Genomic DNA, 20,603 nt, shown 5'->3' with positions numbered 1-20,603 from the left:
AGGTCTTTCGCATCGTCGGCGTCTCGGATGAGCGCCGAATACTGATCTCACGCAGCCTTCGCCCAAAGCGCTGGGTCCCGGCTTTCGCCGGGATGAGCGGCAGGGGAGGCGTCACGATTTCACCCGCACAGTCTCTCCGCTACGCACCTTCAGCGCGGCGGCGGTTTCGGCGGTCAGGCGAACCGTGTCGCCGTCGATGTCGGCCCTAGCGCGCACGGCGCGGAAGGCGGCGACGCTGTCGGTCGAGATCAGGGCGGGCAGTTCGGCCTCCACCCCGTCTGCGATTTCGACCGACAGCCGCCGCGCATCGCGCACCGTGCGAATATTGTCGCGCCCGCACGAGACGGTCGGCCCCGCATCGAAGATGTCCACCAGGCCGTTGGGGCGGAAGCCTTCGCTTTCCAGCAGGGCCATGGCCGGCACCCCTTGCGGATGAACCTTGCCGATCACCGCCCGCGCCGGTTCGGGCAGCAGTTCGACATAGATCGGGTGACGCGGGGCAAGGTCCAGGATGAACTGTTTGTCGGTCGATCCGGTCATCCGGTCGGCGTGGTCGAAGTCCATCGGGAAGAACTTGTGCGCCACATGGTCCCAGAAGGGGCAGGCGCCGTCGGGCGTAAAGACGCCGCGCAGTTCGGCCAGCACATTCTCGGCGAACAGTTCGGGCTGGGCGCCGATCAGCATATAGCGCGACTGGCTGAGCAGACGGCCCGCGCCGCCCTTCCGCCGATCCGCCTTCAGGAACAGCGATCCGACCTCGGTCCAGCCGGTGCATTCGTTGACCAGCACCAGGGTCTGATGATCCAGCTTGACCCCGATGGACGGCGACGACGCCGTATTGTTCACCACGCGGAACGAGAAGAAGGGCCGCTTCAGCCCCACGGTCGCCTTGACCGAGCCGACGCCGTCTATGTCGCCGGTGTCGCCGTCCTCCAGCATCAGGGTGTACCAGGCCTCCTGCGGCGTGACCTCGCCCCGGAAACTGGCCTGGCTCAGCTCCAGCCGGTCGGATAGGGCGTCGGGGTCTTCGGGCAGGCTGGTGAAACCGGGGCCGGACAGGATGGCCAGTTCCAGCAGATGATCGAGGTCGGCGGGGCCGGCGGGACGGACGACAAGCATTCTACAGGGTTTCCATCCGCAGGGATTTCAATTTGGCCGCGTCGATTTCGCCCGAAGCGATCTTGCACAGGATCAGTGCGCTGAGCTGGGCGCGTTCGACGAAGCTGTCGGGCCAGGCGAACTCCTGATCCGAATGGATGTCGCCGCCCCGCACCCCCAGGGTGTCGATGTTGGGCAGGCCGGCGGCGTGCAGATTGTTGCCCTCGCACACCCCGCCTGACGGCTTCCAGGCGATGGGCTGGCCCAACAGGGCGCCGGCCTGCTTGACGGCTTCGAACAGGGCGGTCTGGGCGGCGTCCATCGGCTTGGGCGGGCGGGTGAAGCCGCCGTGCAGGTCCAGCGTCAGACCCTCGAACGGCGGCGTGGCGGCGATGGCGCGGACGGCGGCGTCGATCCAGTCGGCGGCGGCCTTGTCCGGCACCCGCACGTTGAAGCGCACCACAGCGTTGTCGGCGACGACGTTCAGGGCGCCGCCGCCGGAAATCTTGGCGACATTGACCGTCACGCCCTCGTGCCGGCCGTTCAGCCCATGCAGGGCGGCGGCGATGATGGCGGCGCCTGCGACGGCGTTGCGGCCTTCGTCGAAGGCGCGACCGGCGTGGGCGGCGCGGCCGGTGACGATCAGATGATAGTTTCCGCTGCCCTTGCGGGCGCCCGCCAGCGTGCCGTCGGCCAGGGCCGGTTCATAGGTCAGGCCGACATGGCCGCGCGCGCCCAGTTCGGCCAGCAGGGGCGCAGACGCAGGCGAGCCGATCTCCTCGTCAGGGCTCAGCAGCACGGTCCAGCCGACGCCGTGACGGTCGGGATGGGTTTCGAACGCCTCCAGCGCGGCCAGAAACACGCTGATCCCGCCCTTCATGTCCGCGACGCCTGGTCCGTTCAGGGCGCCGTCCGCGCGGGTGGTCACGGTCTGGAACCGGCTGTCGGCGGGAAAGACGGTGTCGTAGTGGCCGGTCAGCACGACCTGGATCGGCGCCTCGGGCCGGGCGGTGATTTTCAGGGCATCGGCATGGGCCTCGGTCCGCACCCGGCCGTCGTCGGCCACATTGGTGGAGCCTTGGGTCGGGATGCGCTGCACCACGGCGGGCAGGCGGCGGGCCTCGGCCTCCAGCGCATCCAGCACGGCGTTCAATCCGGCCGCGTTGCGGCTGCCGGAGTTGATGTTCGCCCAGTCGATAGTGCGCCCGATGATGGCCTCGCGTCGCGCGGCGACGTGGTCGAGGACGGCCTGGTCGGAGGTCAGAATCCGCATCGGCCGGACCCTAGACGGACCGGCGACAAAGGTGAAGGACGGGTCTGTAAGTGAGCGCCGATCATCGCTAGTTTCCGACCGAACAAGGGATCCCTCTCATGAACCGTTCGACCATCGCCCTGTGGCTGCGGGCCATGAACCCGCTGAAGGTGCCGCGCGGCATGGCCGAGGCGCAACGGTCGGCCCGGTCCATGGTGTTCGGCCTGGCCATCGCCCTGGTCGTCGGCCTGATCCCGACCTGGTGGATGTTCACCTCGGGCTGGTTCGAAACGGCGATGAGCGGCGAATACGCCCGAATGGGTCTGTCGGCCGATCAGGTCGCCATGCAGCGCGAGATGATGAAGGCGATCTTTCCCTTCGCCATGGTTTCCGGCGCCGTCTTCACCGTCCTGCTCTATGGCGTGCTGGGGGTGGTTCAATGGCGGGCGATGACGCGCGCCATCCCCATCATCATGCTGGCCCTGATCGCCTATAGCCTGGTGGCCAATATGGGGATGCGGCTGCTGGGCACGATGCCGACGCCGGACCTGCCGCTGTGGATCACCCTGACGACCTGGCCGGCGGCGGCGATCTCGGCCTTCATCTATGTGGCGTCGCTGCAGGGCGCGATGATGCTGCATCGTCTGAGGAGCGAACCCTGATGGCCGTGGTCCTGTATCACAATCCCAAATGCTCGACCTCGCGCAACGCCCTGGCCCTGCTGCGGGAACGGGGGATCGAGCCGACGGTGGTCGAATATCTGAAGACCGGCTGGGACCGCGCGACGCTGGCGCGGCTGGCGTCGCGCACCGGGGTCGGCATGGCGGGGCTGATGCGCCGCAAGGAGACCGAGGCCAAGGCGCTGCTCGACGCCGGAGCCGATGAGGAGGCCCTGGTGGCCGCCGCCTTGGCCCAGCCGATCCTGATCGAACGCCCCATCGTCGAGACCGACAAGGGCGCCGTCGTCGGTCGCCCGCTGGAGCGGGTGCTGGAGGTTCTCTAGCACATCCCTCTTCTTCCGCTCATCCCGGCGAAAGGCGGGATGAGCGGAATAGGGGGCAACCCGGTCTAGCGGTTGCGGCCGCCCCGGTTGGGGCGACGGTCGCCGGCCTCGCGGCTTTCGTGACGCCAGCGGATCGACAGGCTGGTCTGACCCTGGCCGCCGAACTGCGAGGCGATGGCGACGTTGCGGCGGGGTTGCCACTCCACCTTCACCGCCGCGCCGTTCTGACCGCCGCCGATGACCTCCAGATAGACGTCGTCGGTGATGTAGCGACCGCCGGCCACCGTGACCGCCGAGGCGTCGCCGCCGAACGACAGCCGGTCCAGGCCCGCCAGTTCGCGCAGGTTGCCGATCACGTCGAACCCGCCGCCGCCCGCCAGGGCCGCGACCCCGGCCGCCAGCTGCGCCGCCTCGAAGGCCGACAGCTGCGACGCCGACCGGCCGAACAGCACCTGCGACAGGATTTCGTCCTGGGGCAGGGAGGGGGTGGAGGTCAGGGCGATCTTCGGCTCGGCCGCCGTGCCGGTGACGTTGATGGTGGCGGTCAGAGCCGCGTCTTCTCGCGTCGCCGACAGGTTCAGGCGGATCTGCTTGGGATCGGTCGACAGGGTGACCCGGCCCGTGTCGTCGAACACGAACCGCTTGCCCGCGAACTCATAGTCGCCGCGCACCACATTGGCCGAACCGGCCAGCTGCGGATTGGCGATGGTGCCGCGCACGCGGGCGTTGACGTCCAGGATCACGTTCAGACCGCGACCGTTGACCCGCACCTTGCCGCCCGAGGATCGCAGGCTGATGTCCATGCCGATCTGCGGGCCGCGCGCCTTCTGCTCGCTTTCGACCGGATCGCCGCCGGGGCGATTGATCTCGACCACGTCCATGGAGACGATGCCGGTTGATCCGGGCAGTTCGGGTTCGATCTTGGCCTCGTCGACCACGATCTGGCCGCCCAGCTGGATATTGCCGTCGGCGCCGCGAACGATGGTGATCGGGCCGGAAGCCCGCGCCTCGGCGATGTCGTTATCGATGACCCGGAACCGGTTCAGCATCAGCTGGGCGTTGGAGCCCGAACCCTGGCGCAGACCCACGCGGCCCTGGCCGGACACGGTTCCGCCCTTGCCGTCGTTGGCGGTGAAGGTCTCGATCTGGGCGGCCGTGTCGTCGAACCGGGTCCGCAGCGTCAGGTCGCTGAGCACCAGGCCCACCGCTTTTTCGCGATAATTGCCCTGGCTCAGGTCGAACCGGCCGTTCAGGCGCGGGGCGTTCAGCGTGCCGCCGATGGTCGCCTGACCCGCCACCTGGCCCGCCAGGCTGCGCTCGCCGCCCAGGAACAGGTCCCAGATCGGCTGGATCTGGCCGTTGATGGACACGCGCCCCGACATTTCGCGGGTCCGGGCGATGGCCAGCCTCAGCGGCGCGGCGGAGGCCTCGACCGGCAGGACCACATCGGCCGACGCCTGAACCGCGCCTTCGTCCACGGCCGTCGCCTTGATGCTGAGGCGGTCGCCGGCCAGGGTCGCATCGACCCGGCCGTTCACGGCCAGACCACGCGGCGCATCAATGCTGCGCACGTTCTGCAGGTCGACATTCGCCGTGCCCGACAGGTCGCCGCCCGCGCCGCGCATCGCCACCTGGCCGGTCACGCTGCCGCGCAGTTCGGGGGAGATGGAGCCCAGGTCCACGCGCGTTAGGTCGGCCTGCACCGCCACGCTGCGCGCATCCTGCCTCAGATCGGCCAACAGCACGCCGCCGCCGACGCCCAGGTCCAGATGCGCCGTCCGGTTCGCCCCGTTCAGGGTGATCGAGGCGGGGCTGCGAGTGGTGAAGGCCACCTCGCGCACCCGGCCGCCGCCGCGCAGCGTCAGGCCGTGGGTCGTATTCTGGCGGGAATAGACGCCCGTGCCGTTGAACTGGGCCGGCGTCGTCCCGCCCACGTCCAGCGCCAGGGTGAAGGGCAGGTTGTTCAGCGTGCCGCGCCCCTTCAGGTCCAGGGTGCGGATGATCCAGCTCTGGCCCGCCAGCCGCACATTGCGGCCGTTGACGTCCAGAATGGCGCTGTCCGATCCGACGCCGTCCGTCAGCCGCACGCGGCCGTTGGCCTCGCCTGAGGCCAGGAAGGCGCCGGCCCGCGCCGTAAAGGTCAGGTCGGCGCTGGAGGGGATGTTGTTCGACAGGGCGATGGCGCCCTTTGCCGTCACCCCGCCGGCGTCGACGTCCAGATCGCTGAGCCGAATACGCTTGCCGCCCAGGAAGAAGTTGCCCGAGGCGCGGGCCGGTCCATAGTTCGAGCCGCTGACCACCGCGATCCGCCCGTCCGACGCATCCGCGCCCTTGCGGAAGCTCAGGGTCATGTCGGCGTTGTTCAGCGTCAGGGCGCCGGCCGTGACCTGCTGGAAGCCGGCGGTCAGATCGACGCGCGGCTGGGACAGGGTGCCGGTCAAGGCGCCGCGTCCGTTCATGTCGCCGCCGATCTCGACCGGCCCGGCCGCGAACGGTCCGCGCGCGTTCCAGTCCAGCGCCAGCCGCAGCCGGCCCGCCGTCTCGATCAGACCCTTGGCGCCGGCCCGGCCGGCCGCGCCGGTCAGTTCGCCGCGCTCGACCTCGATCCGCCCGCCGTTCAGCCGCCCGGCCAGTTGCAGGCGCGGGGTCTTGCCCAGCAGCCGGTCCAACTCCTCCATGCCGATGGTCAGGTTGCGGCCGCGTCCGTCGAAGTTCAGCACCCACGGCGCGCCGGCCCGCGCGGACGAGGCCCGGATCGGTCCGCCGAAGGCGCCGCGCGCGTCCGGCAGCACGCGCCTGGCGTCCGTCAGCTGCGCCTCGCCGCGGAAGCTCATTCCGCCCAGCAGATTGCGCGAGCCGGAGCCGTTCAGCGTCAGCCCCTGACCCTGCAGATCGACCGTCTTCAGCAGGATGGCGCCGTCCTTCATTCGCGCCGCCTGCATCTGCAGGCGGGGCGACGCGCCCAGTAGGCCGCCGATGATGCCTTCGCCCGATCCGCCGTTGGCGCGAATGTCGCCGTCCAGGTCCATCCGACCGTTCTTGACCATCAGGTTCAGCGGCCCGGCGATCCGCGTGGCGCGATAGCTGGCCACATTGGCGTTCAGCAGGGTCACGGCGCCGTTCAGGCTCCAGTTCTGGGCGTCGCCCTTGAACAGGCCGGAATAGGCGGCCGGCCCGGCCACGTCGGACCCGACCAGCCGGCTCAGCGACGCGGTCTGGATGTCCAGCTTGACGCCGTCCGGCGAACTGCGGTCGGAGTTGCGGATCAGGCCGCGCGCCTCGGACTGGACGTTGTCGGAGATCAGCTTCCAGGCCACGCCCTGGCTGGCCTTGTCGGGCGTCGGGACCATGGCGAAGCCGAAGCGGGCGGTGCGGCCGATCTTGGTCACGAAGGGCGCCAGCAGGTCCGAGCCGCTGAAGTCGGCGAAGCCCGAGACGCGCGATCCCTTGTCGCCGAAATGCCCCTGGACGATCAGAGGCACGAACCGGCCCGTCTGGACGCGCGCGTTGACCACGTCTGCGTTCAGCACCGCCGTCGCCGAGAAGGGCTGGTCGGGCGAATAGCCCAGCGCCCCGGCCAGCGGCCCGCCCTGGGCCTCGTTGGCGCGCAGGTTCAGGCGCGTGTCCTCAAGCTTGCCGCCGAAACTGGCCGCCAGACGCAGGAAGTCGCCGGGCCGGTTCAGACTGTCGGCGTTCACCGTCGCGCTCTTGGCGCCGTTGCGCGGCAGGCTGGCGTCGCCCGACAGGCTCCAGCGGCCGTATTCCTTGGAAAAGCCTTCCATCAGTTCGATGTTGGCGGCGAACTTGTCGATGCGGACCGAGATCGGCTGAGGGCCGGACGGTTCGTTGGTCGGCGGCTCCACCACCGGGCGGCGCAGCACGCGGATGGTCTCGGCCCTGATGTCGTTGGCGTGGAAGCTGCGGTTCAGCAGGGCCAGATACGACCAGTCCATGCTGAGGTTGTTCGCCTCCAGCCAGACGCCCTGGCTGTCGGCCAGGGTGATGCGGTCGATGGTGAAATCGCTGAGCAGGTCGCCCTTCAGCCCATAGACCTTAAGCCGGCCATAGCGGCTGATCTTCAGGTCCTGAATACGCTCCAACACCAGCTGCCGCCCGCCGTCCGACGCGATGTAGAACCGCCCCGCCACCAGGGCCGCCGCGACCAGCACCAGAAGACCGGCGACGATTGCGCCTGCGATCAGGGCGATGCGCCGGATCAGGCCCCGCTTGCGCGCCCGTTTGGCCGGCGTCGGCTTTGCGGGCGTGGTTTCTTCTCGCCCGGTTGCGGGCCGGGTGTCGGAGCCGTTCTCGGGCGGTGTGTCGGTCAAAACGCCTGGCCGATGCTGATGTAGATCTGGAAGTTGGAATCGCCTTCACGCTTGTTCAGCGGCATGGCGACATCGGCGCGGATCGGGCCGAACGGCAGCATGTATCGCACGCCGACGCCCGCGCCATAGCGCATGTTCGTCAGGTTCGGCGTCTCCTGGAAGCCGATGGAGCCGGCGTCCACGAAGGCCACGGCCTGGAAGCTCTGGCCGATCGACTGGCGCGCCTCCAGCGAGGTCTCGAACAGCGACACGCCCCCGCGCGGCGTGCCGTCGGGCAGTTGCGGATTGACGCCCTGATAGGAGTAGCCGCGCACCGAACCGCCGCCGCCGGAATAGAACAGGCGGTCGGACGGCACGCTCAGTTCGCTGCCGCCGACGATGGAGCCGATCCGCACCCGGCCGGCCAGGATGGTCCGGTCGCCGGCGACCGGCACATAGGCGGTCCCTTGGGTTTCTGTGCGCAGGAACAGGACGTTGCTGTCGCCCGTCACCGCCGTCGGCTGGACCGCCAGATTGACGCGCCAGCCCTTGGTCGGGTTCAGCGGATCGTTGGAATGGTCGATGTAGGCGCTGGTGCGCGCCGTGATGATCGCCAGGTCCCGGTCGAACGTCACCCGCTGCGGCGGCAGGGTGGTGTAGTCGTAGCGTGTCTCGCTGTAGCGCCCCGCATCCAGACCGATGCCGTAGTTGAAATAGGAGGTCTTGCCGATCCGCTGCTGCAGGTCGGCGTACAGCACCACGGCGGTCCGCAGATAGGCGTCGGTGTCCTCGTTGACCACGGCGGCGCCCAGCTTCAGCGTCCGACCCGGCCGACGCCAGTGGGGCAGGGACAGGTCGGCGCCGATGCGGCTGTCGATATCGGCCAACCGGGCTTCCAGCCGCAGCGTGTCGGCCCGTCCGAAGCGGTTGTAGCGGGTCTGGATCACGTCCACGCCCGCGCCCTCTGCCGTCGACCAGGTGGCGCCGGCTTCCAGCACGCGGCGCGGCCGGTCCTGCAGGCTGACGATCACGGGCCTCAGACCCTCGGCCGTCGTCTGGTCCACGGGCGACAGCGACACGCCGATGCCGTCATAGACGCCGGTGTCCAGCAGCCGCCGTTCCAGTTCGGCGACCTGATCGGGATCGTAGCGGTCGCCTTCCTTCCAGGGCGCCAGGCCGGCGACCCATTCGGGATTGGTCCGACCCCGGCCCAGGACCCGCACGCCGTCCAGCCGCACCAGACCGCCCGAATCGATGCGGTATTCCGGCGCGACGGTATAGGCGGCGTGGTCCACCACCACGCGACGCGGATCGGCCTTGGCGTCGGCGTAGCCGTCGCGCACCAGGGCCGCGACCAGACGCCCTTCGCCCGAGATCACATCCACCGCACGGCCCGGCTCCCCGGCCTTCAACCCGATGGCGTCGCGACCCTTGGCCTGGGCCTCGGCCTCCGGCGCAGGATCGCTCCAGGTCACGGTGGGATCGCTCAACAGGAAGCGACGGCCCGGCTGGACCGAAACGATGGCCACGGGGTTGTCGTCGCCCTCGACCAGGTCCTCGACCGTGGGCTGGTAATAGCCTTCCGAGCGCAGCAGGGCGGTGGCCGAGGCGACCGCGCTTTCGGCGCGTCTGCGGGCTTCGAACCGGCTTTCCGGCGCACCGTCGACCTCGCCCACGGCGCGTTCCAGCGCGCGGCGCAGGTCGGCGTCCATGTCGCCGCGAATCTGGGCGCGAGGGTCGGCGGCGGCGGCGTGCGCGCAGCCCGAAAAGGCCGCGAGCGCCGCGACCAGCAGGGAAGGCCTGAACGTCAAACTCGATCTTTCGTCAAAGCGCGGCGCGTCGAATCCCGGTTCTCTCAGTAGAACAGGGTTTCGCTTTCGGGTTGGACCGACTGTTCCGACGACCGTTCCTCGGGCGGCAGTCTGTCGCTGGGCGGCGGCGTCGGCGTGGGGTCGCGCACTTCCGGCGCGGGGGCGGGCGGTTGTTCGACCGGCGGGGGCGCTTCCTGCTCGACCTTGACAGGTTCGCGGTCGTCGTCCGACCGCGACGGGCGATCGTCGCAAGCCGAAAGCGCAAGCGCGGCCAGGGCGGCGGCGGCCAATAGGGTGTTGGAACGTCTCATTGAATTCCCCGGGTCTTCGCCCTTGCAACGCTCGTCGCGCGCTGGCGTTCCCTTAGCGCCGAAAACCTCTTGGGTCATCCGGCCTGCTCCGAACCTCGGGCCGGCCCCTCAGCCGACCACAGTGCGACAGCCTCCTCCAAGCGCAGGGCTGAACTATGACGGGGCTTGTGTTCCCTGCCGTCGAAGCGCGGCGCCGGTCCGGGCAGGCCGTGGTCGAAGGCGCCCCTGGCGCGATTGTGCGGATGATCCGGCGCCTCGGCCAAGCTCAGCACCGGGGTGACGCAGGCTTCGGTTTCCGCGAAATGGTTCGCCCAGTCGTCGCGGTCGCGCCGGGCGAACAGATCGGCGAAACGCGCGTGCATCGCGGGCCAGCCGGCCATGTCGTATTGCGGCGCGGCCTCGGATGGAATCTCCAGCCCCTGGAGCAGAGCGGCGTAGAATCGCGGCTCCAGCGCCGCCACGGCCACGAACCCGCCGTCCCGACAGGCGTAGCAGCGATAGAAGGGCGCGCCGCCGTCCAGCAGGTTCGCGCCGCGCCTGTCGTTCCACATCCCCTGTCCGCGAAACGCCTGGAAAATGCCGCCCAACAGGGCCGCGCCATCGGTCATGGCCGCATCGACCACGCGGCCTCGGCCCGTCGTCCGGGCCTCGATCAGGGCCGCCAGAACGCCGACCACCAGCATCATCGCACCGCCGCCATAGTCGCCGACCAGGTTCAGCGGCGGCGTGGGCGGCCGGTCCGCATCCCCCATGGCGTGCAGCACGCCCGACAGGCCGATGTAGTTCAGGTCGTGGCCCACGGCCTGCGCCAGCGGCCCCGTCTGGCCCCACCCCGTGACGCGCCCGAACACCAGGGCGGGGTTTCGCGCCTGCAGGACCTCCGGCCCGAACCCCAACCGCTCCATCACGCCGGGGCGGTATCCTTCGATCACCGCATCGGCGCCGTCGATCAGCGTCAGGATGCGCGCCTGGTCGGCGGGATTCTTCAGATTCACCGGCACGGCGGCGCGCCCGCGATGCAGCACCGATCCGCCCACCTGATCGAACACGGCGGGCGCCGCCGATTCGCTGCGGGTCAGCCTGAGGACCTCGGCGCCCATGTCGGCCAGCATCATGCCGGCGAAGGTCACCGGCCCCAGGCCGTCGAATTCGATGATGCGGAGGCCATGAAGCGGTTGCATTCGACATGAGTAGCAGACCCGGTCTTGACCGGAAGGCCGGATTGCAACAGAAGGCGCCCTTCGACGGTTCGGGCGGCGCCCGGACGTCGCACGGTGCGTCCTTAGCTCAGTTGGTTAGAGCATCTGACTTTTAATCAGAGGGTCCTCGGTTCGAGCCCGAGAGGACGTACCATTTTCATTTAACGCGCGCGTTTCGCGGCTAGGCCGCCTCGGCCGTGACCAGCGGTGCGATATCGGCCGTTCGGCCGCCTATGGCCTGGGCCAGGGCCGATCCGACGACGTTTCCCATCTCGTGCGAACTGGTGATGCCCTGAGCGAAGGGATGGCGGCCCATGAGGAAGGGCAGGCTCAGGCAGAACAGGCGGTCGGGCGGCAGTTGATCGGTGACCGGATGGAAGGCGTCGTCCAGGGCGACGCCGCGCACCGCCTTCGGCGCATCGGCCGAAACCTGATCCAGGATGACGCCCTGCGCGATCAGGGACGGGAAGGGGAAGGCGTCGGCCGACAGCGGACGTTGGCCCAGAGCCTCGACGAAGACGGGGAAATGCAGCCGCATCCCGGCATAGTGGACGGCGGCGCCGCAGCCCTCCGCCGGCTGGGTGTCCAAACGATAGTCGTCGCCCAGCGCCAGCACCTGAAGGCGGCCCGCGTCATGCAGCGCCAGAAGGCGGGCGATGGAGGCGTGGGGCACGGCGCCGTAATCGTCGACGAACACCGGCTTCAGCCAACGCTCGAACCGCTCGAACTGGCGACCGTCCAGATGCGGGACGATCGCGCCGATCACCTCGTGCATCCGCAGGATGGCGTCGCGCCAGGGAATCGTGAACCGACTTTCGTGGTTGCGGCGGGCCTCCTCCAGGTTCCGGCGCGCCCAGACAAAGGGGTCGGTCGCCGCACGCGCCGCGAAATAGGCCTCGCCAAAGGATTCCACCGTCGCATCGGCAAGGCCGATGGACCAGGCGTAGCCGGGGTCGGCCAGCGTCAGCTCCTGTCGGAACAGGGCGAAGGCGTCGTCCAGCAGGTCATCGGTCCCGCGCGCGATCAGGTCGTTGATGGCCGCCTCCGTGCATAGGACGAGCGGCGCATGAGGCAGGGGGAAGTAGAAGTCCGCCTCGGGCAGCAGGCCCTTGCGCGACATCATGGTCAGGCCGAACGCCTCGGCGCCCCGATGCGGAACATAGGTCAGGTCGCCGCCCTCTTCGTCGACGAAATCGCCGTGCGCCAGCGCCAGGGCCACGGCCGCGTCGATCGCGGTCAGGGAGGATCCGCGAATCCCTGCCTGCGCGGCCGGCAGCGCCGAAAGTTTCGACGCAGGCCACGGCGACAGGAAGTAGCCGGGTCGCACCTCCGGGTCCGACGGCCATTGGTGGCCGGTCGCCAGCACTACGTGGTCGAACGTCTCGTCCGTCACGAACCCCAGATGCGGCGCGACCGTCAGCCGTATGCCGTCCGCCACATTCGCGGCGTCGATGACGCGACAGGCCGTGCGGACCTCGATGCTGGCGCCCGCCGCTTGGGCGTCGCGCACCAGTGCGGCGAACTGGTCGGCGAGATAGCGGCCCAGAACCACGCGCGGCAGGAAGGCCCGCGCATCGACCTCATGCGCCGTGACGCCCATGGCCGCCAGGTCAGCCGGGGCCTGACGTTCCAGCCAGGTCAACAGCGTCTCCTGCACGGGCGGGATTTCGATGCTGGCGATATTGGCCAGCATCGCCGGGTCGTTCCAACCGGGCCGATAGGGCGCGCCCATGCCCGCCGTCTGCTGCTGTTCGAAGACGGTGATGTCGACATCCGGGCGGCCTTCGGCGAGCAGGGCGGCCAGGGTGTAGATCGTCGTCGGCCCGGCTCCGACAAAGGCGATGGATGGCGTCATCCCCCCTGAATGCGCCATCACGACAATGGCGCCATCGCCTTGAAAATTAAGGCGGCGCAGCCTTGATTGAGGGCCGCGGCGGCAGGAACGCCTTACAGCGTCAGCACCAGCTTCAGCCCGCCGACGACGATGCCGTCGCGGTCGGATTGGCCGCCGGGGTTGTGGATGTATTGGACGCCGGGGCGCACGGTGATGGCGGGGGTCAGGCGGTAGCCGTAGTTCAGCTCGACCGCATACTCCGTGTCCTGCGGATCGCCGACGCGCAGGCCGGCGTCGTTCTGGGCGCGCTGGGCGTCGGTGACGCGACCGTTCACGATGGCCGCGCCGACGCCGAAGGTGAGGTCGTCCTTGGCCCGGCCGGGGACCAGGCCGGTATAGGTGACGATGACCGCCGCCTTGCTGCGCAGCTTGTTGGTCGCGCGATCCGCAATCGCCAGGTTGCCGACCACCGACAGACCGTGGGCGCCGTCCGCCTGAGGCGCGATCAGCTGCTGCTGAACGTTGGCGTGAACGCCGGAATGGTGGCCTTCGCGCGCGAAGGCCAGGCCGGTCACCGCCTGATAGTCGCCGTTCACGTCATAGACGATGTTGTTGGAATCGCTGGAATCGTACCAGGCGCCGATCTTGTAGGTTCCCGGCAGATCGCCGTTCGCGCCGAGCTTGGGCGTCCATTGCAACTCGCCGGCGTAGATCGTGCCGGTCGCGCCCTGCGTCCCCAGATAGAAGCCGCGATCCTCGCGCAGGTTTTCGGGATTGGATTCGATGACGCCCAGATTGACGTGCAGGTCAGGCGCGATGCGTTGGCGCAGTCGGGCGCCCCAGGAACTGACCGGCATGTTGTAGAGATAGCCGCTGACGATCTGGCTGGACGCCGGACCGCACAGGATCAGGTTCATCATATTGCCGCACGGCGTGGCGCCGAAGTCCTCGCCGTGGGTGACGCGGCCGATTTTCAGCGCGGTCGCGCCGTCGTTGAAGCTCTGTTCGTACCAGAGCTGGCCCAGACGCCAGATCGTGCCGCGACCATAGATGGTCTGAACCGGCTGGAGGAGATCGAGCCCTGCGTCATTGGCCAGGCTGTTGCCTTGCCGATTGAAGATCGTGGCCTGGACCTTGCCGCCCGGCAGGCCCCAGGCTTTCTCGGTGTCGATCGTGGCGCCCAGGAACAGCTGGCCGGCCGCGCGGCTTTCCTCGCGCACGCCGCCGTTGAAGTTGTGAACCGCGTCCACGACCTCGTTCAGGGTGAAAGTCACGCCCCTGTCTTCCAGACGGGTGCGCGCGCCGCCCCAGTCGCCGGTCAGCGCGGGGCGGTCCCACAGGCCGGGCTGGGTCGCGGCGGCCTGTTGAGTTACGGCCTGAGGCGGGGCGTTGGTCGGAACCGACGGCGCGGTCTGCGCCTGGACCGAACTGGCGGCGAACACGACGGCGGCGAGAGCGCCGCCGCACAGGGCGACGGAACGGGTGTTGGTCATGCGATTGTTCCTCCCAATGCATGAAGATCGGCCAGCGCCTTTGCGGCGCTTTTGGATTTGAGCCGGCGCGGAAGGCCTGAAACCCGCGCCGGCGTGTCGGGTCAGGCCGCTTCCGATGCGGCCTGCGCCTGAAGCAGTTTCTTGACCTCGGCCTTGGCCACCTTGCCGTAGCCGGACTTGGGCAGCGCATCCCAGAACAGGATGTCGGTCGGAATCTTGTAACGGCTCAGCTTGCCGTCGAGGTGGGCCAGGACCGCCTGGGCGTCGGCCGACTGACCCTCGCGCGCGACCAGAATGGCGACCCCGCATTCCCCCCATTTGTCGTGCGGCATGCCGACGACGCAGGCTTCGGAAATGGCCGGGTGGGTCAGGATCGCTTCCTCGATCTCGCGCGGATAGACGTTGGAGCCGCCCGAGATGAACATGTCCGACGCCCGGCCGGTGATGTAGAGGAAGCCCCGGTCGTCCAGGTGGCCCAGGTCGCCGGTATGGAACCAGCCGTCCTTGAACGACTTCGCATTGGCCTCGTCGTTCTCGAAATAGCCGAGGAAGACGGCCGGGCCGCGCACGCAGATCTCGCCCGTCTCATGGGCCGACAGGCGTTTGCCGTCGTCCGACAGGATGGCGATGTCCATGCCGGTGCGGGGCAGGCCGCAAGAGCCGATCGGATAGGATGCATCGTCCTCGATCGTATGCAGGCGCGGCGGCAGGACGGTGATGTTGCCCGTGACCTCGCCGAGACCGAAATACTGGACCAGGACCTTGCCGATCTTGCGAAGGGCGTGCTGCTGGTCGGCCCTATACATCGGCGCGCCGGCGTAGATGACATAGCGCAGCGAGGCATGGTCGTAACGGTCCACCGCCTCATGCTGGGTCAGCATGGTCAGGATGGTCGGCACGGTGAACATGTTCGTCACCTTGTGTTTCTCGACCAGGCGCCAGGCCTCTTCGCAATCCAGCCGTTCGCTGGACAGCAGCACGCTGGCGGCGCCCTTGGCGACCTGAGTGACGGCATGGATGCCCGAGCCGTGCGACAGGGGGGCGACCACCAGGGAGACGTCGTTCTCCGTCGTGTCCGGCATCAGGTCGCACAGGTGGTTCACGGTGACGAAGGCCATCTGGCCGTGGGTCAGCATCCCCGCCTTGGGGCGACCCGTGGTGCCGGAGGTGTAGAAGAACCAGCACACGTCGTCGCGGTCCACGTCGGCCAGTTCGACGTGCGGGGCGCTGGCGTCTGCGACCAGGGCCTCCCAATCCTCGCCCGGCGCGTCGGGGCCGATCCAGAAGACGTTCTCGCAGGCCGCGTTGGCCTCTTTCGCCGCCGCCGCGTGATCGGGAAAGCCGGTGTCGAAGATATGGGTCGTGGCGCGCGAGGAGGAGGCCAGATAAGCGACCTCCGGCGGCGTCAGACGGAAGTTCGTCGGCACCCACACCGCGCCCAGCCGCCAGCAGGCCCACTGGGTCTCGAACATGGCGTTGCAGTTGCGCGAATGGACCAGGACGCGGTCGCCCTGTTTCACGCCGCGCGCGGCCAGGGCCGAGGCGGCGCGGGTGACGCGGTCGTTGATCTCGGTCCAGGTCCAAACGCGGTCGCCCTGGATCAGGCCGGGGCGGTCGCCGAAATGCTGGGCGGCGTGAACCAGCATGGAGGCCAGGTTGCTGGTCGGCAGGGTCATGCTCTGATCGGCTCCAGGATGGAGACGTAGTTGGCGACGGCGGCGCCGCCCATGTTGAAGACGCCCGCGACATCGGCCTTGGGCAGTTGCATGTCGCCCGCCTCGCCGGCCAGCTGCATGGCCGAGATGACGTGCATGGAGACGCCTGTGGCGCCGACCGGGTGTCCCTTGGCCTTCAGCCCGCCCGAGCGATTGACGGGCAGGCGGCCGTCGGCCTGGGTCCAGCCCTCAAGCGCGGCGCGCGCGCCCTGGCCCTGCGGCGTCAGGCCCATGGCCTCGTATTCGATCAGTTCGGCGATGGTGAAACAGTCGTGGGTTTCGACGAAGGACAGGTCGTCCAGCTTCAGGTCCGCGATTTCCAGCGCCTTGGCCCACGCCTGGGCGCCGGCCTCGAAATGGGTCGGGTCGCGACGCGACAGCGGCAGATAGTCGTTAAGATGGACGGCGGCGCGCCAGCGGATCGCCTTCTTCATCGACTTGGCCGTCTCCTCGTCCGTCAGGATCAGGGCGGCGGCGCCGTCCGAGATCAGCGAGCAGTCGGTGCGCTTCAGAGGGCCGGCGACGAAGGGGTTCTTCTCGGATTCGTTGCGGCAGAAGTCGAAGCCCAGGTCCTTGCGCATTTGAGCGTACGGATTGTCGACCCCGTTCTTGTGGTTCTTTGCCGCGATGGCGGCCAGGGCGTCGGACTGGTCGCCGTATTTCTGAAAATACATCTGGGCGATACGGCCGAAGGCGCCCGCGAAGCCGGCGGGGATGTCGCCCTCTTCCTTGCGATAGCTGGCGCCCAGCAGGACGTCGCCGGCCACGGCGCTGGTGGTGTGGGTCATCTTCTCGGCGCCGACGACCAGGGCGAAACGGCCCCGCCCGGCGGCGATGAAGTCGCGCGCCTGGAAGACGGCGGCGGCGCCCGAGGCGCAGGCGTTCTCCACCCGCGTCGCCGGCTTGAAGCGCAGGCCCGGCACGCTGTGCATGGCCAGGGAGGAGGGGAAGTCCTGTTTGGAGAAGCCGGCGTTGAACACGCCGACGAAGACGCCGTCGACCTCGTCCTGCTGAATGCCTGCGTCGGCGATCGCCTGGGCGGCGACCATCTCGATCAGGCTTTCGACATCGGGCGCGTCGTGGAGTTTTCCGAACGGGCTGTGCGCCCATCCGACGATGGCGGCTTCGGTCATGACGTTTTCCTCAAGCGTACAGGGGAGCGCGCCTGTTCGGGCGCGGGGGAGGCGATTTCCGGTCGGGCGAGGCGCAGCGACAGTTTCTGCGCTTCGTGCTGGACGATCGGAGCCAGTTCGGCGCGGCGGGCTTCGCCCAGCCGGCTCTCGATGGCCGAGATCGACAGGGCGCCCACGCAGTCGCCCTCGGGCCCGATCACGGCCACGCCGATGGCCCAGCTGCCGGTCAACAGACGGCCGGGGTTGAAGGCGAAGCCGGAGGCGCGGGTCTGGGCCACCGCGTCGCGCAGGAAGGCGGGGGAGTAGGTCGGATAGGCGGTCGCCAGTTCAGGGGCGATGGAGTCGAGAATCCGCTCGACCTCGTCGTCGCTCATGGCCGCCAGCATGGCCAGGCTGCCGGCGCCCACGCCCAGCGGATGGCGGTCGCCCGCCTGCAGGACATGGGTGCGGATGGGGAAGGCGCCCTCCAGCCTTTCCAGGCAGACGGCGTGGCCGTCGCGCGGCACGGACAGGAAGACCGTGTCCTGGCTGGCGGCCGACAGGCGCTGTAAGGCCCCGGACGCCAGGCGATGGATGCCGAACCGTTCGGTGGCGAGGACGCCCAGGACGAAGGCCTCCGGCCCCAGGTGATAGAGACGGTCCTCCGCGCTCTGTTCGACGAAGCCGTTCCGCTCCAGCGCCTTGAGCATTCTGTGAGCGGTCGGCTTGGCAAGGCCGGACTGGCTGACGATGTCGGCCAGGCGCAGGCCCTCTTTCGAGCGCGAGCCCACCAGGCGCAGAATTCCCAGCGCGCGGTCCAGCGCCTGTGCGCCGTCAGCCTTGGTTTCCAAGTCCGTCATCTCAAACTCCCAAATGGTCCATATATTGGACTCTTATACAGGCATTTCTGGACCAGAAACTGAACCGACTTATTTTTCCTGTCAAATGGGCATTTCAAGAAACTTCAAAGGTCCAAATAGTGGACCGTTAGAATAAAATTGCTGAGACGTGGTTGTTGGCTTCGCTCATTTACGGTATTCCGTATTCCGTCATGACCCATGCGATGGACTCGATCAGCGCCGCCCCCATGCTCGTGGAGCAGGTGTATCAACGCCTCCGCGCGGCGATCACGGACGGCTCCCTGGCGCCCGGCCAGCGGGTGCGTCAGGGCGAGCTGGCGGAAAATCTGGGCGTCTCGCGCGCGCCGATCAGCCACGCCCTGCACCTGCTGAAGCATCAGGGTCTGGTGATCGAATCCGGGCGTCGCGGCGTCGAAATTGCGCCCCTGAATCCCGATCAGCTGCGCGATGTCTATCAAATCCGCGCGGCGCTGGATTCTCTTGCATCGCGATTGCTTGCTCAGAGATTCGCGGATGGCCGCGTGTCGGACGCAGAGGCGAAACGCCTCGATGCGGCCCTGGCGGCGGGCGACGCCATTCGACCGAAGACGCCTCTGGCCGAGCGGGCCGCGCTCGATGTCGCCTTCCACCAGGTCATCTACGGCCTGTGCGGCAACCCGACCATCGAGGAGACGCTGGCGCCGCTGTGGCCGCACATCCAGCGCGCCATGAATGCGGTGATGGCGGTCGATGAAATCCGCACCCGCGCCTGGCGCGAGCACGCCGAGATCGTGCGCCTGGTCCGGGCGGGGGATGCGGAAGGCGCGGCCTCGGCCGCCTGGAGCCATGCCGCCAACGCCGGCTCCGAAACCGAGCAGAGACTTCGACAGACCCAGCCGGCGTGAAGACCGGCGATCAACCCCTCAGACGCTCAGGAGAACGACCATGAAACTGACCCCGGAACAGCTCGAGCACTTCCGCACGGAAGGCTACATCTTCATTCCCGAGGCTTTCACGCCTGAAGAGGTGGAGGTGCTGCGCGAAGCCGCCGCAGACGTTTTCGCCCCCGAACGACCGGAGATCTGGCGCGAGAAGTCGGGCGTGCCGCGCACGGCCTTCGCCTGCCATACCTACAACAAGGCCTGCGAACTGCTGGGCAGACACCCGCGACTGGTCGAGCCGGTGGCCCAGGCATTCAACGAGCCGGTGTACATGCACCAGTTCAAGATCAACGCGAAGGCGGCCTTCACCGGCGATGTCTGGCAATGGCACCAGGACTTCGTGACCTGGCACAACGACGACGGCATGCCCGAGCCGCGCGCCATGAACATCGCCGTCTTCCTGGACGACGTCCTGCCGATCAACGGCCCGCTGATGCTGGTGCCGCGCAGCCATGAGAGCGGCGCCATAGAGGCCGGTCACGACACCGAGACCACCGCCTATCCGCTGTGGACGCTGGACAACGATACGGTGGCCAATCTGGTGGAGCAGGGCGGCATCGTCGCCCCGACCGGCAAGGCCGGCGGCCTGCTGATGTTCCACGGCAATCTGGTGCATGGATCGGCCGGCAACATCACCCCCTATCCGCGCAAGATCGTCTATCTGACCCTGTCGGCCCTTTCGAACGCCATCACCAAGCCGACGCGGGCTGAGTATATCGCCCACACCGATTTCACCCCGATCGAGCCGGTCGCCGACGACGCCCTGGTCGAATATGCGCGCAGCCAGAAGGCCGCCGCCTGAACCTGATCACGGCGAGTGCGGACGCGGGCGTGGTCGCAAGGCCGCCCCGCGTTCCTTTCCGACGACTGAAAGACGCGAGGAGACGCCGATGGGCGAGCGAATGAAGGACAAGGTCGTCCTGGTGACGGGTGCGGGGTCGTCCGGGCCGGGATGGGGCAACGGCAAGGCGGCGGCGGTTCTGTATGCGCGCGAGGGCGCCAAGGTCTTCGCCATCGACCTGCGGATCGAGGCGGCGGACGAGACCAGGGCCCTGATCGAGGAGGAGGGCGGCGTGTGCCAGACCTTCGCCTGCGACGTGTCCAAATCGGATCAGGTTCAGGCCATGGTCAAGGCCTGTATCGACGCCTTCGGCCGTATAGACGTGCTGCACAACAACGTCGGCATCTCCGAGACCGGCGGCGCCGTCGATGCCTCCGAGGACAGCTGGCACAGGCTGATCGCCATCAACCAGACCAGCGTCTTCCTGACCTGCAAATACGTCCTGCCGCACATGGTGGCCCAGCAGAAGGGCGCCATCGTCAACGTCGGCTCGGTCGCCGGCACGCGCTGGATCGGCTTCCCCTATGCGGCCTATACGGCCACCAAGGCGGCGGTCATGGGTCTGACCCAGAACATCGCGCTTCAGCACGCAAGGGACGGCATCCGCGCCAACTGCGTGCTGCCGGGCCTGATGAATACGCCCCTGATCAAGGGCGCGCTGACCAAGGGCTATGACGGGGACTTCGACGACATGGTCGCGCGCCGCGACGCCCAGTCGCCGACCGGCAAGATGGGCGACGCCTGGGACGTGGCCTACGCCTCCCTGTTTCTGGCGTCGGACGAGGCGAAATACGTCAACGCCACGCAGATCGTGGTCGATGGCGGCCTGACCGCGCGCTGCGCCTGA

At 68.4% G+C, this 20,603-nt stretch carries 16 protein-coding genes and 1 tRNA gene; 6 read left to right on the top strand and 11 right to left on the bottom strand.

Translation table 11 applies throughout. From position 1 onward, the window contains the following. Window positions 1-111: 111 nt before the first annotated feature. Both B3Z70_RS05525 and B3Z70_RS05520 read right to left on the bottom strand, forming a co-directional pair. Entirely contained in the window at window positions 112-1,119 is a 1,008-nt protein-coding gene (locus B3Z70_RS05525) for an arginine N-succinyltransferase (protein ID WP_292019285.1), read from the bottom strand. Window position 1,120: 1 nt separating this feature from the next. Further along, window positions 1,121-2,371, bottom strand: coding sequence for a hydrolase (locus tag B3Z70_RS05520; protein ID WP_292019287.1), 1,251 nt, complete (start codon window positions 2,369-2,371; stop codon window positions 1,121-1,123). Between the two features lie 98 nt (window positions 2,372-2,469). Here B3Z70_RS05520 and B3Z70_RS05515 point away from each other — a divergent pair, with 98 nt between their 5' ends. Together B3Z70_RS05515 and arsC are read left to right on the top strand one after the other, a co-directional pair. After that, on the top strand, window positions 2,470-3,012 hold the full coding sequence (locus B3Z70_RS05515) for a hypothetical protein (protein ID WP_292044894.1): 543 nt from the start codon (window positions 2,470-2,472) through the stop codon (window positions 3,010-3,012). After that, window positions 3,012-3,353, top strand: a complete 342-nt coding sequence (arsC, locus tag B3Z70_RS05510) for an arsenate reductase (glutaredoxin) (protein WP_292044892.1) — start codon at window positions 3,012-3,014, stop codon at window positions 3,351-3,353. Before B3Z70_RS05515 ends, arsC begins: the two co-directional genes overlap by 1 nt. Before the next feature lie 65 nt (window positions 3,354-3,418). Here the strand turns inward: arsC and B3Z70_RS05505 are convergent, their stop codons facing one another. The 4 genes from B3Z70_RS05505 to B3Z70_RS05490 all read right to left on the bottom strand — a co-directional run bounded on the left by B3Z70_RS05505 (window position 3,419) and on the right by B3Z70_RS05490 (window position 10,963). Then, a complete protein-coding gene (locus tag B3Z70_RS05505) occupies window positions 3,419-7,681 on the bottom strand; it encodes a translocation/assembly module TamB domain-containing protein (protein ID WP_292044890.1) in 4,263 nt (1,420 codons plus the stop codon). Next, the gene (locus B3Z70_RS05500) at window positions 7,678-9,471 is read right to left on the bottom strand and encodes an autotransporter assembly complex protein TamA (protein ID WP_292022231.1); all 1,794 of its coding nucleotides are present in this window, start codon (window positions 9,469-9,471) and stop codon (window positions 7,678-7,680) included. Before B3Z70_RS05500 ends, B3Z70_RS05505 begins: the two co-directional genes overlap by 4 nt. A 44-nt stretch (window positions 9,472-9,515) precedes the next feature. Beyond that, window positions 9,516-9,782, bottom strand: coding sequence for a hypothetical protein (locus tag B3Z70_RS05495; RefSeq protein ID WP_292022232.1), 267 nt, complete (start codon window positions 9,780-9,782; stop codon window positions 9,516-9,518). 74 nt (window positions 9,783-9,856) lie between these two features. Next, window positions 9,857-10,963, bottom strand: coding sequence for a CaiB/BaiF CoA transferase family protein (locus B3Z70_RS05490; RefSeq protein ID WP_292022233.1), 1,107 nt, complete (start codon window positions 10,961-10,963; stop codon window positions 9,857-9,859). 95 nt (window positions 10,964-11,058) lie between these two features. Here B3Z70_RS05490 and B3Z70_RS05485 point away from each other — a divergent pair. After that, window positions 11,059-11,135 (top strand) — tRNA-Lys (locus B3Z70_RS05485). Window positions 11,136-11,162: 27 nt separating this feature from the next. Here B3Z70_RS05485 and B3Z70_RS05480 read toward each other — a convergent pair. The 5 genes from B3Z70_RS05480 to B3Z70_RS05460 form a co-directional block, all read right to left on the bottom strand. After that, window positions 11,163-12,836, bottom strand: coding sequence for an FAD/NAD(P)-binding protein (locus tag B3Z70_RS05480; protein ID WP_292022234.1), 1,674 nt, complete (start codon window positions 12,834-12,836; stop codon window positions 11,163-11,165). A 92-nt stretch (window positions 12,837-12,928) separates the two neighbouring features. Next, window positions 12,929-14,308, bottom strand: coding sequence for a carbohydrate porin (locus B3Z70_RS05475; protein ID WP_292022235.1), 1,380 nt, complete (start codon window positions 14,306-14,308; stop codon window positions 12,929-12,931). A gap of 101 nt (window positions 14,309-14,409) precedes the next feature. Continuing rightward, window positions 14,410-15,984 (bottom strand): acyl-CoA synthetase, encoded by a 1,575-nt coding sequence (locus B3Z70_RS05470; protein ID WP_292022236.1) that lies wholly within the window; start codon window positions 15,982-15,984, stop codon window positions 14,410-14,412. After that, complete coding sequence (locus tag B3Z70_RS05465; RefSeq protein WP_292022237.1) at window positions 15,981-17,156, bottom strand: acetyl-CoA acetyltransferase; 1,176 nt, start codon at window positions 17,154-17,156, stop codon at window positions 15,981-15,983. The genes B3Z70_RS05470 and B3Z70_RS05465 overlap by 4 nt, the downstream gene beginning before the upstream one ends. After that, the gene (locus B3Z70_RS05460; protein ID WP_292022238.1) at window positions 17,153-17,995 is read right to left on the bottom strand and encodes an IclR family transcriptional regulator; all 843 of its coding nucleotides are present in this window, start codon (window positions 17,993-17,995) and stop codon (window positions 17,153-17,155) included. The genes B3Z70_RS05465 and B3Z70_RS05460 overlap by 4 nt, the downstream gene beginning before the upstream one ends. A gap of 155 nt (window positions 17,996-18,150) precedes the next feature. On the opposite strand from B3Z70_RS05460, the gene B3Z70_RS05455 reads away from it, so the two are divergent. From B3Z70_RS05455 to B3Z70_RS05445, 3 genes are all read left to right on the top strand, one after another. Continuing rightward, window positions 18,151-18,879, top strand: a complete 729-nt coding sequence (locus B3Z70_RS05455; RefSeq protein ID WP_292022239.1) for a GntR family transcriptional regulator — start codon at window positions 18,151-18,153, stop codon at window positions 18,877-18,879. Between the two features lie 40 nt (window positions 18,880-18,919). After that, complete coding sequence (locus tag B3Z70_RS05450; RefSeq protein ID WP_292022240.1) at window positions 18,920-19,717, top strand: phytanoyl-CoA dioxygenase family protein; 798 nt, start codon at window positions 18,920-18,922, stop codon at window positions 19,715-19,717. Window positions 19,718-19,805: 88 nt separating this feature from the next. Then, window positions 19,806-20,603 carry an SDR family NAD(P)-dependent oxidoreductase gene (locus B3Z70_RS05445; protein ID WP_292022241.1) on the top strand — a complete coding sequence of 266 codons (798 nt, stop codon included), beginning with the start codon at window positions 19,806-19,808 and terminating at the stop codon, window positions 20,601-20,603.

Source organism: Brevundimonas sp. UBA6550 (genome assembly GCF_002434505.1).
Classification (GTDB): Bacteria; Pseudomonadota; Alphaproteobacteria; order Caulobacterales; family Caulobacteraceae; genus Brevundimonas.
This window is presented reverse-complemented; position numbering and strand designations above follow the sequence as displayed.

Coding starts and splice junctions, on each gene's coding strand:
- B3Z70_RS05525 (WP_292019285.1), bottom strand. CDS start 1,119: ATGCTTGTCGTCCGTCCCGCCGGCCCCGCCGACCTCGATCATCTGCTG.
- B3Z70_RS05520 (WP_292019287.1), bottom strand. CDS start 2,371: ATGCGGATTCTGACCTCCGACCAGGCCGTCCTCGACCACGTCGCCGCG.
- B3Z70_RS05515 (WP_292044894.1), top strand. CDS start 2,470: ATGAACCGTTCGACCATCGCCCTGTGGCTGCGGGCCATGAACCCGCTG.
- arsC (WP_292044892.1), top strand. CDS start 3,012: ATGGCCGTGGTCCTGTATCACAATCCCAAATGCTCGACCTCGCGCAAC.
- B3Z70_RS05495 (WP_292022232.1), bottom strand. CDS start 9,782: ATGAGACGTTCCAACACCCTATTGGCCGCCGCCGCCCTGGCCGCGCTT.
- B3Z70_RS05490 (WP_292022233.1), bottom strand. CDS start 10,963: ATGCAACCGCTTCATGGCCTCCGCATCATCGAATTCGACGGCCTGGGG.
- B3Z70_RS05480 (WP_292022234.1), bottom strand. CDS start 12,836: ATGACGCCATCCATCGCCTTTGTCGGAGCCGGGCCGACGACGATCTAC.
- B3Z70_RS05475 (WP_292022235.1), bottom strand. CDS start 14,308: ATGACCAACACCCGTTCCGTCGCCCTGTGCGGCGGCGCTCTCGCCGCC.
- B3Z70_RS05470 (WP_292022236.1), bottom strand. CDS start 15,984: ATGACCCTGCCGACCAGCAACCTGGCCTCCATGCTGGTTCACGCCGCC.
- B3Z70_RS05465 (WP_292022237.1), bottom strand. CDS start 17,156: ATGACCGAAGCCGCCATCGTCGGATGGGCGCACAGCCCGTTCGGAAAA.
- B3Z70_RS05460 (WP_292022238.1), bottom strand. CDS start 17,995: ATGACGGACTTGGAAACCAAGGCTGACGGCGCACAGGCGCTGGACCGC.
- B3Z70_RS05450 (WP_292022240.1), top strand. CDS start 18,920: ATGAAACTGACCCCGGAACAGCTCGAGCACTTCCGCACGGAAGGCTAC.
- B3Z70_RS05445 (WP_292022241.1), top strand. CDS start 19,806: ATGGGCGAGCGAATGAAGGACAAGGTCGTCCTGGTGACGGGTGCGGGG.